We start from the raw sequence: 16,642 nt of genomic DNA on the forward strand, positions 1-16,642 counted from the left end.
TCATGCTCAACGTCGAGACCAAGGTGGAGGCCGGCGCCCCGCAGGAGACGGCCCCCAGGGAGCAGTTCGTCCAGGTCACCCGGGAGGAGATCCGCAGGGCCGGCCTGCTGCGACAGGTCACCGTCCAGAGCTTCGACTGGAGCTCGCTGATGCGGATGCGGGAGCTGGAACCGCGCCTGCCGATCGTGGCCCTGACCAAGCGGGACTTCCTGCAGACCGGCCGGCCCGGGGCCTCGCCCTGGCTCGGCGGGATCGACATCGACGACTTCGGCGGGGACCCGCTCAAGGCGGTCAAGTCCTTCGGCGCCGACGCGTTCTCGCCCGTGCACGGCTTCCCGCAGAACGGGAAGGTGACCGACCCCGGCTACCAGCCCTACGTCACCGGGGAGATGGTCGACCAGGCGCACAGCCTGGGCATCAAGGTGATCCCGTGGACCGTCGACGACGTGCCGACGATGAACAAGCTCATCGACGACGGCGTCGACGGAATGATCACCGACTACCCCGACCGGCTGCGGCTGCTGCTGTCCGAGCGCGGGTTCAAGCTCCCCAGGCGGTACGCCCTCGGCCCGTCCGGCGACCGGCCGTGACGGCCTCTCGGGCCGCCTGCTCCGGACCGCCGGCCCCGGGACCCGGCTGCGTCCGCCTCCGGGGTCGGTCAGCGATCTCCCCCTCCCGCCGCGACTGCGGAAAGTGACCGCGACTCCGGAGAGTGATCGCGACTCCGGAGCCGGGCGGGAAGTACGATCGATCAATGACCGAAATGACCGAAGCCAGGCCCGGCTGGCTCTCCCCTGAAGAGCTGGAATCCACGCGCGCGCGGATGCCGATCCTCTATGTCGACGCCGTACCGGTGCGGGTCGACGACAAGGGAGTGGTCACGCATGTCGGCCTGTTGCTGCGCATCGGATCGGACGGGACGGTCAGCCGCGCCCTCGTCTCCGGCCGCGTGCTCCACCACGAACGCGTCCGCGACGCGCTCATGCGCCACCTGGAGAAGGATCTCGGCCCGGTGGCGCTCCCCCACGTCCCGGTCTCTCCGCAGCCGTTCACCATCGCCGAATACTTCCCGACGCTCGGCGTCACCCCGTACCACGACCCCCGGCAGCACGCGGTCTCCCTCGCCTACGTCGTCCCGGTCGCGGGTGACTGCCGGCCCCGGCAAGACGCCCTGGACCTCGTCTGGTTCACCCCGCAGGAGGCCGCGTCGCCGCTGGTGCAGCAGGAGATGTCCGGCGGCCACGGCGTCCTGCTGAAGCAGGCCCTCGCGCACGTCGGCTGCCTCCCCTGAGCTCCGCGGGAGCAGGAGCGCCGGGGCGTCCGGCGCGACGGACGCCGGCGGTGACGCCTCCCCCGCGGGGGCGGGGCGCCGCCGGCACTCCCCCGGTCTCAGTCCACCTGCTCGGGCGCGAAGTAGTCACGCAGCTGGGCGATCTTCCCGTCGCGGAGGCGGAAGATCTGGACCAGTGACATGACCGTGGCCCCGCCGGGCCCGTCGAGGGCGGTGTCGATCTCGGCGATGAACACCTCGGGGTCGGCGGTGGCGTGCAGTACGTACCGGGACCCCTCCACGTTCACCGAGAGGTCGGCGTCCGCCGACCTCTCGTAGTAGGCGGCCATCGCCTCGCGGATCTCCTCGCGTCCCTCCAGCCGCCGGGGGAAGGCGCGGCCGGCCGGGACGAGCGGCGCCTCGAGGACACCGTCCACGGTGAACATCTCGGCCAGTGCGGTGGCGTTCCGGGTCATCCCGGACCAGATGTAACGCTCGAAGATCTCCTGCGGAGTCGCGGGCACGGTGAACTCCTTCGCTCGGGCGGGCGTAGAAACTACATCACCCGGTCCGTACGGGCCACCCCCCGCGGGGTCGGGGAGCATCCGGACTCACCGGATCCGCCAGAGGCTCTCGTCCACGCGGACCCCGGGCAGGCCCGGCACCGGCGCCGTGGCCGCCTGGAGCACCGACCGGTCGTCCTCCCTTTCCTCCATCGCGACACGGAGACGGCTGCCGTCCGCCAGGATCACCGTCCACAGTCCCGGCGGCTCGGCCTCGCCGTACAGCACGTACGCCCCGAAGCGCGCGGCGAACCTCTCGGCGAACTCCCGGCGGCCCACCCGGTCGGCGAGCCGTCCCTCGATGCCGACGTCGAAGTCCATCGCGAAGTGGCCGGTGACCTGCTGGTAGGTGCAGAACGCGGCGAACACCACCTCTGGCGGGACGTCCCGCAGGTCCTCGGCGACCCGGTCACGGTGACCGATGAACAGCTCGTGCTCGGCGATCCCGAAGCAGTCGAGCAGGAACTCCCGCAGCTCGGCCTCCGGGACGGACCGGGACGACAGGCCGTCGTAGCCCGTGGCAGGTGTCTCCGTCACGGGGGCCATCCTACGTACCCACCCGTCCTCGCCCTCGGCTCCGCCGGACACCTCACGCCGGACCGGCCCCCGCGCCCAGCCGGACTCAAGGACTCAGGCGAACGCGATGTCCCACCCGGAGGCGTCCGGCACGACGAAGGCGAGCAGATTCTCCGCCTCCCCCAGCACCGCCGTGGCATCCGCCGCGGACAGCGGCCGGAACGGGGAGATGAGCAGCGTCGAGTCCTTCATCGACCAGATGCCGCGGACGTAACCGTCGACGAGAAAGGTGGGCCGTACCATCGCGCCGCCGGGCATCACCCGCTTACGGTCCTCGTCGCTGATCACCCGGGTCCGGTCGGCGTGGCCGAGGAGGATGTTGTCGAAGGCCGGCAGGAAACGCACCGGGACGGGCATGTCCGCCTCGGCCAACGGCGCGCCGGGCAGGTCGAACAGCTCCTTGCCCTGCTCGTCGCGGAAGACGCGCAGCCGGGACCGCATGCCGTCGATCACCTCGCGCAGCCGGGTGAGCCCGGACCAGGCCTGGACGTCCATGACGCCGGCCGGACCGAACGCCGCCAGATAGCGGCCGATCGCCGTTTCGACGTGCGGTGACGCCTCCAGGGGCCGGCCGAGCCACGCCTCCGCCAGGGTGACGGAGATGGCGGGGCGGTTGCCCCAGCCGCCCCAGGCGCCGGTGTGCGGTGGGTGCACCAGCTCCACCTGGAGCTCCACCGCCCCGGCGAGCACCCGGCCGTCCCGGCCCGGGTAGCGCTCGGCGAGCAGCCGCGCGAGCTGTCGGCGAGAGAGCGTCCGGCCCGCCAGCAGTTCCCGTCCGGCGGCGGCGAGCTCGGCGAGGTCCAGCCCCGCGGCCTCCCGGGCGAAGTACGCCGCCCGCGCCGTACGGTTCAGGACCGGCTGGACGGCCGGCCGCAGCCAGCGGTAGTCGTCGCCGCTGACCAGGTGCTGGGTGCTGCGCAGCACCGTGGAGCGCACCACGCGGCGGTCGTGGAGCAGGGCCGTCAGGTCGTCGTGCCGGAAGGCGGCCAGCCGGGTCCACAGGCCCACATATGGCCAGTTGGGCTCCTGCCCCTGCATCGCGACCAGGTGCTCGACGGCCTGGAGCGGGGAAAGGGAGGCGCGGCGCACCAGCAGTTGGCGTTCCAGCAGGGTGCGGTTGAGGGTGCGCTGGGAGAGCACGGACGCGTCAGTCATCGCCGGCGGGCCCCCTCCGTGCGTCCGGCCGGCCGTACTTCCCGAGCCCCGGGCGGGCTCTTCGGGGTCATGCCGGTGTCCATCGTCCTCCTCGTGCCGATCGGCTCAGCGGAACACGGCCGGATCTTCGACCTGCTCCGGGGACCAGCCTATGGCTGATATAGGTCAATTCCCGGCCTATATCAGGGCGCGACCGGCAGGCCCGGACCTGTTGCCGGAACCCGCTCCGGCCGGGCCGTCGAGCACCGCCGTACGGCTGTTCCGTCCGGCCGGCCGTCCACGTCTCCCTCGGGCCCCGACGGGTGCGGTAGTCTCCGCGACCGGACCTCGGTCAGGCGACGGTCAGGAGCGGGCGATCAGGTTGGAGGCATGATGGGGGCCGTACGGTGCCGACGGTGACCACCCGGGATGGCACGGCCGTCTCCTACCAGACCCGCGGCCGGGGCGAGCCTCTCGTCCTGCTCGCCGGCCAGGCCAACAGCCACCGTTGGTGGGACGGCGTCCGGCAGGACTTCGAGGACGACTACCGCACGATCACCTTCGACTACCGCGGCACGGGCGCGAGCGACAGCCCCGACGTGCCTTACAGCACCCGGGGCTTCGCCGCCGACGTCATCGCGATCCTCGACGACCTGGGCGTCGGCCGGGCCCACGTCTACGGGACGTCGATGGGCGGGCGGGTCGCCCAGTGGCTGGCGGCCGACCACCCCGGCCGGGTCGGGTCGCTGATCCTGGGATGCAGCTCACCGGGCGGGGCGCACGGCGTCGAACGCGACAACACCGTCAGGAAGTCGCTGGCCCAGCCCGACCGGCAGGCCGCCCGGCGGGCGCTGCTGGAGCTGATGTACACCCCTGCCTGGCTGGCCGACCACCCCGGCCCCCACAACACCGTCGGAGACCCCGGCATGCCGGATCACGCGCGACGGCGCCACCTGGCCGCCAGCGCCGGCCACGACGCCTGGGACGCGCTGCCCCGCATCACCGCGCCCACGCTGGTCATCCACGGCACCGACGACCTCTTCAACCCGGCCGCCAACGCGCCCCTCCTCGCCGGCCGCGTCCCGGGCGCCCTGACGCACCTCATACCGGGCGCCCGCCACGCCTACTTCGAAGAGTTCCGCCACCTCGCGGGCCCCGCCGTCCTGGCGTTCCTCGCGTCCGGGGACCGCGCCGGCTGAGCCCCGTCCACCCGGGACGGCGGGGCGGCCGGTGCGGCCGGCAGGGTCGTCTCCGGCATCAGCGGGCACCCGCCCGGCGGCCGGCGAGCTCGGCGACGGCGGCGGCGACCTCCTCGACCTCGTCCTCGGTGTTGTAGTAGTGCGGCGACAGGCGCAGGCACCAGTCGACGTCCTTGTCGCCGAAGTCGTACTGGGCGAACTCGCGGAAGCTGAGCGCCGAGTTGATGTTCCGCGCGTCCAGGGCCGCCTTGAACGGCTCCGGCCGCCAGCCTTCGATCGCGAAGGTGACCAGGGCGCCCAGCCGGGGTCCGCGGTCGAGCACGCGCACCCCGGGGACGGCGGCGAGCCGGTCGCGCAGCCGGGCGGCCAGCGCCGGGGAGCGGCGCGCGATGGCGTCCACGCCGACCTGGCGGGCGTAGCGCACGGCGGCCGCGCAGCCGAGCACGGTGGCGTAGGGGAACTCCCACTCCTCGAACCGGGCGGCGGACTCGACGGGCTGGTAGCGGCCCGGCTCGACCCAGCGAGAGCCGTGCATGTCGATGAACAGCGGCTCGTAGCCGGCGCGCAGGACGCGGTCGGACACGTACAGGAAGCCCGAGCCCCGGGGACCCCGCAGGAACTTGCGGCAGGTGGCGGTGAGCAGGTCACAGCCGATCTCGGCGACGTCGACGGGATACTGACCGACCGACTGGCAGGCGTCGACCAGATACAGCAGGTCAAGCTCGCGGCAGTGCCGGCCGATCTCCGCGACCGGCTGGACCAGGCCGGAGTTGGTGGGGATGTGGGTGGCGGCCACCAACCGGGGGCGGTGCGAGCGCATCAGCGCGGCCATCGCCGCCACGTCCACCCCGCCGTCCGGCGTGTCGGGGGCGTGCACGATCCGCACGCCGTACCGCTTGCGCAGGGACAGGAAGGCGATCTGGTTGGAGATGAAGTCGTTGCGGGTGGTGAGGATGACGTCGCCGGCCTCGAACGGGATCGCCGACAGGGCGGTGGAGTAGGCGTGGGTGGCGCTGCCGGCGAAGGCGATGTTGTCCGGCGTGCAGCCGGTCAGCGCGGCGATCTCCGTGTAGAACCCGCGGACCTGCTCGGCGCGGGCGGCCGACGCCTCGTAGCCACCGACGCGCGCCTCCAGGTTCAGGTGGTCGAGCATCGTGGCCAGCACCGGTGCGGCCAGCAGGCCGCAGCCGGCGTTGTTGAAGTGCACCACCTCCCGGCAGCCGGGGGTGTCGGCCCGCAGGGCCGCGACGTCCAGTAGTGATTCTCGACTGTCACCGGTAGTGCTACTATCAATTCTCATGAATTACGGTAGCACTTCTGCTCATTGGTGACCAGCCCGCCTACTGCCCGCCCGGAAGATCTGGCCGTCCGGAAGATCCGAAGATGTCGCCGGAACACTAGAGTCCGTGACCATGGACTGGTCACCACAGATCGCAGCACTCTGCGCACAGCTGGTCGAACACTACGTTTTCCCCGAGATCGGGGTGGAGATCGCGGACATCCTGCGGAAGCGGCTGGCCGCGGGCGCCTACGCCGGGATCTCGGAGGATGAGGCCTTCGCCGCGGCCGTGACCGAGGACCTCCAGTCGGTCAACGGCGACAAGCACCTGCGGCTGATCCACAGCATCGACGAGGTGCCGGTCGACGACCCGTTCGACGCCGCCCTGTACCGGGCGGAGGTCTCGCTGTCCGGGTACGGCTTCGCCCGCGTGGAGCGGCTGCCCGGGAACATCGGCTACATCGACACGACGGCGTTCCACTGGCCCGAAGTGGCCGGCGACAGGGCGGTGGCGGCGATGACGCTGGTGGCCGACGCCGACGCGCTCGTGTTCGACGTGCGCCGCAACCGGGGCGGCTCCCCCGGCATGGTGGCGCTGATCTGCAGCTACCTCTTCGGCTCCGACGAGCTCACCCACCTCAACTCCATCTACCGGCGCGAGACCGGCGGCACCGAGCAGTCCTGGACCCTGCCCTACGTCCCCGGCCCGCGCTTCGGCCCCGACCGGCCGGTCTACGTCCTGACCAGCTCGCTGACGTTCTCCGCAGCCGAGGAGTTCACCTACGACCTGCAGACCCGCGACCGCGCCGTGATCATCGGCGAGCGCACCAGGGGCGGCGCCAACCCCGGCACCCGCTACCGTGTCGGTCCGCACCTGAAGTCGGCCGTCCCCTCGGGCCGCGCCGTCAACCCGGTCAGGGGCGACAACTGGGAGGGCGTCGGCGTGGCGCCGGACATCGAGGTGACGGCCGAGGAGGCGTTCGGCCGGGCCTACGGCCTGGCGCTGCGGCACGTCCTCACGCTGGGCGAGAACGGTGCCCGCCGCGCGGTGGCCGCCGAGGCCCGCCAGGCCCTCGCCGCCCTTTGAGGCTCCGGACCGGGTGACGCCGGACCCGCCGGCGCCGGCCGGCGCGGGCGGGGACCGCCGCCCGCGACCGGCCGGCGCGGGCGGTCCTCGGGCGGTCCTCGGGCGGCCGAGCCGCCGGTCCGCCCGCTCCCCCCGAGGGAGGCGGCGCTAGATCAGTTCCACCAGCCGGGCGAGGCCGTCACCGCCGTGTCCCTCGGCCACCGCCCTGTCGATCAGCGCCTTGATGGGCAGCAACAGGTCGGGGCTGAGTCCCAGCGCCCTGTTGGCGTCGATGAAGTTGGGGAAGGCCGCCTGGTTCATGGCCAGGTTGGACACCTTGGTGGCGTACTCCCCCGCGTCGACCTCCGCCGCGGCCGCGGGCATGCTCGCGGCCATGGCCGCCAGCCAGGCCGTCACCATCGGCGTGAACTCCTCCGCCTTGATCCCCGCCGCCCTGACCATGGCCAGCGACTGGTAAAAACCGCCGAACATGCCGTACATCGCGGTCAGCAGCGCCAGATCGTAGAGCGGGGCGGTGCCGGGGTCGCCGTCCAGATATCTGGCCTCGCCCAGGACCTCCAGCGCCTGCCGGTGGGTCTCGAAGGCGGCCCGCGCGCCGCTGTAGAGGATCAGCGCCCCGGGGCCGGCGATCATCTGTGGCACCGCCATGATCCCGCCGTCGACGTAGTCCGCGCCCAGCCCGGCGACGCGCGCACCGGTCCGGCGGGCCTGTCCGGGCGTGCCGTTGGTGAGGTTGACCAGCACCCGGCCCGCCAGGCCGCCGCCCGCCGCGTCGAGGACGTCGTCCACCGCCTCATAGGTCACCACGCACACGACGGTCAGCGGGCTCGCCGCGACCGCCTCGGCCACCGTCGCCGCGCGCACCGCTCCCCTGGCGACCAGGTCGTCGGCCTTGCCCGCCGTACGGTTCCACACGGTCGTCGGGTGTCCCGCCGCCAGGAACGCCGCGGCCAGCGCCTGTCCCATCAGCCCCAGCCCGACGACGGTGACGGGTGTCTTGTTGTCCATGTCCTACTCCCATCTCGATGGGCTCCACGTTGCCCGAGGCCGCTCTCGTCCCCCTCTCGACGGGCTCTCGCACGGGTGCGTTAGCGTGATCGGCATGCGTTTCGGGGTGCTCGGTCCACTGTTGGTGGAGACCACCGGAGGCGAGCCGGTCACCGTCCCCGAGACGAAGGTGCGCGCGCTCCTGGCCGACCTGCTCATCCACGGCGGGCGGCCGGTGTCCGCCGACCGGCTGGCCGAGGACCTGTGGGGGCGCGAGCTGCCCGCCAACCCGGCGGCCGCCCTGCAGAACAAGGTGTGGCACCTGCGCAGGGCGCTCGAGTCGGCCGAGCCGGGCGGCCGCGACCTGGTGGTGTCCGGCCCGGCCGGCTACCTGCTGCGCGCCGTGCCCGACGACGTCGGACGCTTCACCGCCCTGACCGGACAGGCCCGCGACCACGACGACCCGCACACCAGGGTCCGGCTGCTGGCCGACGCGCTCGGCCTGTGGCGCGGGCCCGCCTACGCCGACTTCGGCGACGAGGAGTTCGTCAGGGCGGCCGTCCAGCGGCTGGAGGAGTCGCGGCTGGCCGCTCTGGAGGAGCAGGCGGAGGCGCGGCTGGCGCTGGGTGAGCACGGGATGCTCATCGGCGAGCTCGGGGATCTGGTGGCCCGCCACCCACTGCGCGAACGGCTGCGCGCGGCCCACCTTCTCGCCCTCTACCGGGCGGGGCGGCAGGCCGACGCGCTGGCCGGCTACACCGAGTTCCGCTCGCGGCTGGCCGAGGAGCTGGGTCTCGACCCCGGCCCCGAGCTCGCCGCCCTCCACCAGGCGATCCTGCGCCAGGACCCGTCCCTGACCTCCGCGCCCGCGCGGCCCGCCCCTCGCACGAACCTGCCCGCGCCACTCACCGAGCTGATCGGCAGGGACGGGGCCGTCATCTCGGTGCGCACGCTGTTGGAGGGCAACAGGCTCGTGACGCTCACCGGGCCCGGCGGCGTCGGCAAGACCCGGCTGGCGATCGCGGCCGCCCACCAGGCCGCCGCCGCCTACCCGGACGGGGTGTGGCTCGCCGAACTGGCCGCCGGCGGAGACCCCGCCGAATCTCTCATGACCGTGCTCGGCATCCGCGAGGAGGGGCCGGCGTCCCCGCCGGCCGAGCGGCTCGCCGAGGCCCTGGGGGCGAAACGGCTGCTGCTCGTCCTCGACAACTGCGAGCACGTCATCGACGCGGCCGCCGCGCTGAGCGAGCGCCTCCTGCGCGGCGCGCCCGGGCTGCGCATCCTGGCCACCAGCCAGGAACCACTCGACATCCAGGGCGAGACCCTGTGGAGCGTCCCGCCCCTGGCCCTGCCGGTGTCCGGGTGGCGCTCCGACGCCGTCGACCTGTTCGTCGCCCGGGCCGCCGCGGCCGCCCCCGGCTCCACCCTCGGCGACGACGACGCCGAGGCCGTGGCCCTGATCTGCCGCCGTCTGGACGGGATCCCGCTGGCCCTGGAGCTGGCCGCCGCCCGGGTGCGGGCGCTGGGCGTCCACGAGCTGCTCGCCCGGCTCGACGACCGGTTCCGGCTGCTGACCTCCGGCAGACGGGGGGCTCCGGCGCGCCAGCGGACCCTGCGGGCGATGATCGACTGGAGCTGGTCGCTGGCGGACGGGCCCGAACAGACGGTGCTGCGCCGGCTCGCCGTACACGCCGACGGGTGCACCCTCGAAGCCGCCGAGGCCGTCTGCGCGGACCCGGGACTGGACGTCGTCGACCTGCTGGCCCGGCTTGTCGACCGGTCCCTGGTCCTGGTCACCGGCGACGGCCGCTACCGGTTGCTGGAGTCGGTGGCCGCCTACTGCCTGGAGCGCCTGGGCGAGGCGGGCGAGCTCGGCGCCGTCCGCGAGCGCCACGCCGCCTACTACCTCACGCTGGCCGGACGGGCCGCCCCGCACCTGCGCGGGCCCGGCCAGCGAGAGTGGCTGGCACGTCTCGACGCCGAGGGCGCCAACCTGCGCCTCGCTCTCAAGCACGCTCCGAGCGGGACCGCGCTGAGACTGGTCAACGCCCTGGCCTGGTACTGGCTGCTGCGCGGCCGCCTCACCGAGGCCCGGCGCTCCTTCGACACCGTCCTGGCCGAGGCCCCCGCCGGGGCCGAGCGGGTCAAGGCGGTCACCTGGCAGGCGGCGCTGGCGATGCTGGCGGGCGAGGGGAGCGACCTGGTCGCCGCCGGGCGCGCGGCCCTGCGACTCCACGACGACCTCGACGACCCGGCGGCGCTGGCCGAGGCGCAGTGGCTGCTCGCCCACGTCCAGCGCGGCATCGGCGACCCGGCCGCCGTCGAGGACCTGGCCGCCCGCGCGCTCGACGGTTTCCGCGACCTCGGCGACCGCTGGGGCGTCGCCGCCGCGCTCAGCACCCTGGCGTCCAAGGCCCTGACCAGAGGTGACCTCACGGCGCTGCGACAGCACGGCGAGCAGAGCATGGCGCTGTTCCGCGAGCTCGGCGACCGCTGGGGCCGGCTACGCGCGGGCGAGAGCCTCAGCGTGCTCGCCGAGATCACCGGTGACTACGGCCAGGCCGCCCGGCTGCGCCGCGAGGGCCTGCGGATGGCCGAGGAGCTGGGGCTGTGGGGCGAGGTCTCCTGGCGCCTCTCCGGTCTGGGCAGGCTCGCCCTGCTGTCCGGCGACCACGACGGCGCGCGGGAGTTCCACGAGCGCGCCCGGCGGCTGGCGGCCGAGCAGGCCAACCGGCCGGCCGAGGAGTTCGCCGAGATGGGTCTCGCCCTGGGAGCCAGACGGCAGGGCAGGCTCGACGCCGCCGAAGCCCATCTGCGCAGGTGGCTGGGCTGGATGCGGCAGCTGGAGGGCAACCCCGGCACCGCCCTGGCCCTGGCCGAGCTCGGTTTCGTCGCCGAGCAGCGCGGCGACGCCGGCACCGCCCTCGCCCTGCACTCGGAGGGGCACGCCATCGCCCGCGCCACCGGCGACCCCCGCGCGATCGCGCTCGCCCTGGAAGGGCTGGCCGGCGCGCACTCCCTGGCCGGCGACCACGAGCACGCCGCCAGGCTCTTGGACGACGCCGCCGCGGCCAGGCGCTCGGCCGGCGCCCCGCTGCCGCCGGCCGAACGCGGCGACGTCGACCGCATCGCCGCCAGGATCCACGCCGCCCTGGGGGAACGGCGCCGCGATACTCGCTGAGCCGCCGCTGCCGGCGGTGCGACGAGGAACTCGATCGGACGCCCGTCCTTCCCCGCCGTGCCTCTGCCGGGGGGCGGCGGATGGCAGGCAGCGGGCAGCGGATGACAAGCGGCGGGCGGCGGGCGGCGAAAATGGATGGACGGGTCGCCCGGGCGGTGGAATAGTCCCCAGCGTGATCGTGACTGCCGCTCCCCCGCCGGTCCCGCTGGCTGACGGTCTCGTCCTGAGACAGGCGCGTCCGGCGGACCTTGACCAGATCGGTGCGCTTCTGGCCGAACGCGGTGAGCCCGCCGACGCCCTCGACCACCGGCTGGTCGTGACGGATCCCGACACCGGGTGGCCGGCCTGCGCCGTGGTGGTCGACGGCGACCGGGTCGTCTCCACCGCGACGCTCCTCGACGAGGAGCTGCGCCTGGCCGACGTGCGGCTCCCCGCCGGCCAGATCGAGCTGGTGGCCACGGACCGGGAGTACGAGGGCCGTGGGCTGGTGCGGGCGCTGATGCGGTGGGCGCACGACCGTTCCGCCGCCCGGGGTCACCTCCTGCAGATAATGATCGGGATCCCCTACTTCTACCGGCTGTTCGGCTACGAGTACGCCGTCGACATCCCGCCCGCGCCAGTCGTGCGCACCCCGCCGGCCGGTGACGGGACACCCGTGCTACGGGCCGCCCGGCCCTCGGACATCCCGGCGATGGCCGCGCTGCAGGACATGACGCAGAGCCGGTTCGACGTGGCCGTGTCGCATCCGGCGGCGCGCTGGCGATGGCTGCTGGCCCACGAGGCGAGCACGGTCTGGGTGGTGGAGCGCGGCGCCGACATCGTCGCCACCGGGCGCACCACACCGCCGGACGACGACGAGGTGCTCCTGGCCGAGGCCGCCGCGCTCGATCGGGCGGCGGCGCTGGACCTGCTCCGCGGCGTGGCCGCCCTCGTCCCCGGCGGGCAGGTGCGGGCCGTCGAGCGGGCCGGCACGGTGGCCGCGGCGGCCTGGAGCGACCTCCTCCCCGGCGAGCGACGGGCGGAGGCGGAGCAGTACTACATCCGTGTCCCGGACGTGGCGGCACTGCTGGACCGGCTGCGGCCGGTGCTGTGGCGCCGCCTTGTCGCGGCCGGGATCGACCGCACCGGCCGTGACATCGTCATCTCCACTTTCGGCGCCCACTACCGGATACCGGTCCGTGCCGACGGCCTGGGCGCGGTCACCGCCGGCGGCGCGATGCAGGGGCCCGGAGCCGCGGGCGGCGCCGGGGTGGCGCCCGACTACCTGCCGGCGCTGCTGTTCGGCCCGCACGGGATCGACGGGCTGTCCCGGATCCGGCCCGATGTCTACCCCGGTCCCGACAGCGAGCTGTTCCACGCGCTGTTCCCGCCGCTCACCGCCGACGTGCTCAGTTACTACCTGCCGTACTGAGTCACCGCCTGCCGTACTGACGCCGGGTCCGGCGCGCCGGTCGAGGGCAGCGTGCCGCACCAGGCGGTCAGGTCGTCCACCGAGCCGCCCGGGTCCGAGCCGGAGGTGATCCACCCCGACGTGTCCGCCGGGAGCTTCTGGGACCTGTATGCCAGGCGCGACCGCGTAGCGGCCCTGGTCGGCGCTTTCGGCGGGTGAGTCCGCCGGCACCGATGAGGGGTCGGGACCGTTCCGGGCCGGCTGTTCCGCCGCCGGGCCCGGGCCGGGACACGCGGGCAGACCTCCAAGCGTGACGTCGCGGCGGCAAGCGTCCGGAGGGTCTGCGTCCGACGCCGCTCAGCAGGTGCGGCGGTAGGGAATCTCCGGGATGTGGGTTCTCCAGTCCGCCTCGGAGAGCGGGCCGAAAAGGCGGCAGAGGGCACTTTTGACCTTGTCGAGGGCGACGAGGTGGGTGCGGAGGCGGCCGTCGTCGTCAACGGCCGCCAGCACCGTGCCGTCGGCCGAGAAGGCCATGGTCCTGATCTCGTCCGGGCCCGCGTCGGCCTTCGACGTCAGGAAACCGGAGAGCGGAAGGCCGAGGGCGCGCCGGTTGGGAACGTCCCACAGGCGGATCCGGCCGGTCGTGTCGGCCAGCGCGAGCACTTTTCCGTCGGGAGCGAAGGCGACGGCCCTGCCCAGCTCCACGCCGGGGAGCACGTCATACCTGTGCCGGAGGGTCCGCGCGTCCCAGAACCCGACCTTGTCCCTGTCGACCACGGCGACGAGCCCGTCCCGGCTGCGGGCCATGGCGGGGTCCAGCTCGAGGTTGGGGGCGAGGACTCTCTTGCCGGTGGCGACGTCGACGACGCCCTGGTCCGGCCCGGAGATCACGGTCCGTCCGTCGGGGCTGAAGAGGACACGCGGTTCGCCGCCGACGGACTGGCCGGGCTCCACCTGGGCTCCGGCGGACTTGACCCGCAGGGTCCCCGAGGCCACGTCCCACAGTTCGAGCGAGGTCAGGCTGGTGGGGATGGTGAGCACCGCGAGCGTCCTGCCGTCAGGCGAGAACCTGAGGGGCAGCCGGTCGTTGATCGGGTGCCCGGTCTGCAGGGTGGTCTTCCTGGTCGCCGAGGCGACGTCCCAGATCTCGACTTTCCCGCTGCGGCGGAAGCTGCTCGCCAGGAGCTTTCCGTCCGCCGACAGCGCGAACAGCGATTCGCTGGTGCCCTTGACACCGTTGAGCGGCAGCGCCCCCCGCTTGACCCGCCTGACCGGGTCCCAGATCTCCAGGTCACGGCGGGATTCGACGGCGAGGGTCGAGCCGTCCTCGCTGAGGACCGCCGTGGAGCCGACGAAGGCGTCGGTGAGCTTGACCGAGTCCGCGATGGGAGCGAGGGACAGGACGGTGGTGGTGTTCGTGGAGCGATCCGTGCAGCGCAGGGTGCGGTCTCCCGGGCCGAAGACCGGGTTGGCGCAGCCGCCGGAGTTCCTGAAGACGGGCTCGTCGCGTTCTCCCACCAGGTCCCATGACTGGTCGTGGACGCCCTCGGTGCCCCAGACGGTGCCGCCGACCGCGACGAACCTGCCGTCGTCGCTGAAGGCGATCCCGGTGTTGTCGTCGTTCTTCGGGAGCTGCCGCCGGCTCACGTCCTCCTTGTCCAGGCGGACGACCCACAGCCGGTCGCCCTTGATCACACCGAGGCGTCTGCCGTCCGGGCTGACCTCCATGCCGTTGATCCTCTCGGAGTCCGCACCGAGCCGGGGCAGGGGCCTCTTCGTGCCCCGGCCGACGTCCCAGTACTCGAACTTCCCTCCCCGGAGGCTGACCAGCGACCGCCCGTCCGGGGTGAAGGTCGCGGCCAGGAGCTGGTGCGGGATCGTGAGAAGGGGCTTGCCCGATCCGATGTCCCAGACGATCGCCTGCGTCGCCGAGAAGCTCAGGAGGCGGGTGCCCGTGGGATCGAGCGCCGCGTACGGCTCGGGGATGCGGATCGACACCGGCCGCGGCCGGCCGGTCGCCGTGTCCCAGATGCCGACCGTGCCGTCCTTCCTGACCAGCGAGAGGGTCTTGCCGTCCGCCGTGAGGGACAGGACGTGGCCGAGCGCACGGTCGTCGACCGGCTCTCCGGTCAGGGTGATCGTCCGTATCACCCGGCGCGAGTCGACGTCGGCGAGCTTCACCTCGTGGCCGCGCGCGTACGCCGTCAGACGGTAGGTGCCGTCTCCGTTCATCCGCCAGTCGCCATCGACGCCCGGCGGCCGGTAGGTGTACTGCTCCCACTGGCTGTAGAGCGTGGCCAGCGCGTTCCTGGCCGGCTGGCCGTCGGGCGCCAGGGTCGCGGCGGCGACGGCGAGCTGCTTGGCGGTGGCGGGATCGAGGCGCCGCATCGTGGTGGCGAGGTTGGCCACCCGGTCGCCGACGGCCGCGTCCCGCTGCCGGGAGATGGTCTCGTTCGTGGCCGCCAGCTCGATGCCCTGGACGATCGCGGTGGCCGCCGTCACGGTGGACACGACGAGCAGGACCGTCAGGACGGCGCTCAGCAGCGTACGGTAGCGCCGCCTGCGCTGCGCGGCGCGCACCGACCGGTCGAGGAACGAGCGTTCGACCAGGTTGAGGGTGAGGTGCCGGCGACCGGCCGCAACGCGGGTGAGCGCCTCGTCGAGCGAGCTGCCCTGCAGCAGGTCACCGCTCTTACGTCCGTGGCTCTGCCAGCGCCGCGCGGCGTCGGCGAGCTCGTGGTGGGCGTCGAGGACCTCACGTTCGTCGGCGACCCAGTCGCGCAGCCGAGGCCAGGCCCGCACCAGCGCCGGGGTGGCGAGCGTGAAGAGGTCGCCGTCGCGGACCACCAGCCCCGCCTCGCCCAGCCGGTCGAGGATGCGCCAGACGCTCTGCTCGGCCGTCTCGATGTCCAGGAACTCGGCGGCGGCGACCTTGCGCAGCGTGTGCCGGGCCTCCGGCTCCGCGGCGACCATCCGCAGCAGGATGCGCGGAACGGTGGCCTGCTCGTGCGGGGTGAGCTCGGCGTAGACCTGCTCGGCCACCTGCGCCAGCGACGGGGGGAGCGCCGTGGCCGAAAGAGCGCCGGCGACCGCGGTGGCCTCCTCGAGCGCGCCCCGGCCGCCGATCAGGCCTTCCAGCAGCTCCCGCGATGTGGGGCGCCGGGCCGGGTCGCGGGACAGCGCCCGCGCCACCAGGGAGCGCAGCGGCTCCTGCACCGCGTCGAGCTCGGGCTGGTGATGAAGGACCTGGTAGATCAGCGCAGGCATGCTGTCACCGTCGAAGGGCGACTTGCCCGTGGCGGCGAACAGGACGACGGCGCCCCACGCCCAGATGTCGACGGCCGGTGAGGCGCGGTGGCCGCCGAACAGCTCGGGGGCCATCCACCGCGGGGTGCCTTTCAGCTGCCCGGTCGCGCTCCGGGACATCTCCTCGGTGCGCGCGATGCCGAAGTCGATGACCCGGGGACCGTCCGGACCGATCAGGACGTTCGCCGGCTTCAGGTCCCGGTGCGTCACGCCGGCCTGGTGGATGGACGACAGCGCGGTGGCGATGCCGACCGCGAGACGGTGCAGGTCGTCCGGGCGGTAGGGTCCGTCCTTGTCCACGCGGTTCTGCAGATCGGGCCCGGGGACGTACTCGCTGACCAGATACGGCAGGACGTGGTCGAGGTCGGCCTCGATGATCCGCGCGGTGCAGAAGGAGGCCACCCGGCTGAGCGCCGCCACCTCCCTGCGTAGCTGGTCGCGGTAGGCGTCGGTGATGAAGTCCTCGCGCAGCGCCTTGACCGCCACCCGGCCGCCCAGGCTGTCGTACGCCTCGTAGACCACGCCCTGACCTCCCGCCCCGAGCCGTCGGGCCAGCCAGTAGGGACCGAGCTGCCGAGGGTCACTGGGCAGGAGCGGCGTAACCATGGCATCAGATATACAAGATTGTTTGTTTGTGCTGCCACCTCAATGCCTTCATCCGCAATAAGGG

13 protein-coding genes are annotated in these 16,642 nt (G+C 73.3%); 7 read left to right on the forward strand and 6 right to left on the reverse strand.

All coding sequences use genetic code 11. The features are described from left to right. The first annotated feature begins 2 nt into the window (after nucleotides 1-2). Together J2S55_RS44055 and J2S55_RS44060 are read left to right on the forward strand one after the other, a co-directional pair. Nucleotides 3-590 carry a glycerophosphodiester phosphodiesterase family protein gene (locus tag J2S55_RS44055; protein ID WP_306873786.1) on the forward strand — a complete coding sequence of 196 codons (588 nt, stop codon included), beginning with the start codon at nucleotides 3-5 and terminating at the stop codon, nucleotides 588-590. A 164-nt stretch (nucleotides 591-754) separates the two neighbouring features. Further along, a complete protein-coding gene (locus J2S55_RS44060) occupies nucleotides 755-1,291 on the forward strand; it encodes an NUDIX hydrolase family protein (RefSeq protein WP_306873788.1) in 537 nt (178 codons plus the stop codon). Between the two features lie 98 nt (nucleotides 1,292-1,389). Here the strand turns inward: J2S55_RS44060 and J2S55_RS44065 are convergent, their stop codons facing one another. The 3 genes from J2S55_RS44065 to J2S55_RS44075 form a co-directional block, all read right to left on the reverse strand. Continuing rightward, complete coding sequence (locus tag J2S55_RS44065; protein ID WP_306873790.1) at nucleotides 1,390-1,794, reverse strand: nuclear transport factor 2 family protein; 405 nt, start codon at nucleotides 1,792-1,794, stop codon at nucleotides 1,390-1,392. A gap of 87 nt (nucleotides 1,795-1,881) precedes the next feature. Next, nucleotides 1,882-2,370 carry a hypothetical protein gene (locus J2S55_RS44070; RefSeq protein ID WP_306873792.1) on the reverse strand — a complete coding sequence of 163 codons (489 nt, stop codon included), beginning with the start codon at nucleotides 2,368-2,370 and terminating at the stop codon, nucleotides 1,882-1,884. 93 nt (nucleotides 2,371-2,463) lie between these two features. Then, nucleotides 2,464-3,564, reverse strand: coding sequence for a winged helix DNA-binding domain-containing protein (locus J2S55_RS44075; RefSeq protein ID WP_306873794.1), 1,101 nt, complete (start codon nucleotides 3,562-3,564; stop codon nucleotides 2,464-2,466). A 395-nt stretch (nucleotides 3,565-3,959) separates the two neighbouring features. Between J2S55_RS44075 and J2S55_RS44080 the strand changes: the two genes are divergently transcribed. Continuing rightward, nucleotides 3,960-4,742: an alpha/beta fold hydrolase gene (locus J2S55_RS44080; protein ID WP_306873795.1), complete on the forward strand. Its 783-nt coding sequence runs from the start codon at nucleotides 3,960-3,962 to the stop codon at nucleotides 4,740-4,742. Between the two features lie 58 nt (nucleotides 4,743-4,800). Here J2S55_RS44080 and J2S55_RS44085 read toward each other — a convergent pair whose 3' ends face one another. Further along, complete coding sequence (locus J2S55_RS44085) at nucleotides 4,801-6,042, reverse strand: aminotransferase class V-fold PLP-dependent enzyme (RefSeq protein WP_306873798.1); 1,242 nt, start codon at nucleotides 6,040-6,042, stop codon at nucleotides 4,801-4,803. A gap of 112 nt (nucleotides 6,043-6,154) precedes the next feature. On the opposite strand from J2S55_RS44085, the gene J2S55_RS44090 reads away from it, so the two are divergent. Then, nucleotides 6,155-7,108, forward strand: a complete 954-nt coding sequence (locus J2S55_RS44090; protein WP_306873800.1) for a S41 family peptidase — start codon at nucleotides 6,155-6,157, stop codon at nucleotides 7,106-7,108. 147 nt (nucleotides 7,109-7,255) lie between these two features. Here the strand turns inward: J2S55_RS44090 and J2S55_RS44095 are convergent, their stop codons facing one another. Continuing rightward, entirely contained in the window at nucleotides 7,256-8,116 is an 861-nt protein-coding gene (locus J2S55_RS44095) for an NAD(P)-dependent oxidoreductase (protein ID WP_306873802.1), read from the reverse strand. A 94-nt stretch (nucleotides 8,117-8,210) separates the two neighbouring features. On the opposite strand from J2S55_RS44095, the gene J2S55_RS44100 reads away from it, so the two are divergent. From J2S55_RS44100 to J2S55_RS44110, 3 genes are all read left to right on the forward strand, one after another. Continuing rightward, nucleotides 8,211-11,276, forward strand: a complete 3,066-nt coding sequence (locus J2S55_RS44100) for an AfsR/SARP family transcriptional regulator (RefSeq protein WP_306873805.1) — start codon at nucleotides 8,211-8,213, stop codon at nucleotides 11,274-11,276. A gap of 172 nt (nucleotides 11,277-11,448) precedes the next feature. Beyond that, nucleotides 11,449-12,687, forward strand: a complete 1,239-nt coding sequence (locus J2S55_RS44105) for a GNAT family N-acetyltransferase (RefSeq protein WP_306873808.1) — start codon at nucleotides 11,449-11,451, stop codon at nucleotides 12,685-12,687. A 51-nt stretch (nucleotides 12,688-12,738) separates the two neighbouring features. Then, entirely contained in the window at nucleotides 12,739-12,885 is a 147-nt protein-coding gene (locus J2S55_RS44110) for a hypothetical protein (protein WP_306873809.1), read from the forward strand. A gap of 138 nt (nucleotides 12,886-13,023) precedes the next feature. Here J2S55_RS44110 and J2S55_RS44115 read toward each other — a convergent pair whose 3' ends face one another. Beyond that, a complete protein-coding gene (locus J2S55_RS44115; protein ID WP_306873812.1) occupies nucleotides 13,024-16,578 on the reverse strand; it encodes a WD40 repeat domain-containing serine/threonine protein kinase in 3,555 nt (1,184 codons plus the stop codon). Between the last annotated feature and the right edge of the window lie 64 nt (nucleotides 16,579-16,642).

The sequence above is a fragment of the Streptosporangium brasiliense genome, from assembly GCF_030811595.1.
Taxonomy (GTDB): Bacteria; Actinomycetota; Actinomycetes; order Streptosporangiales; family Streptosporangiaceae; genus Streptosporangium; species Streptosporangium brasiliense.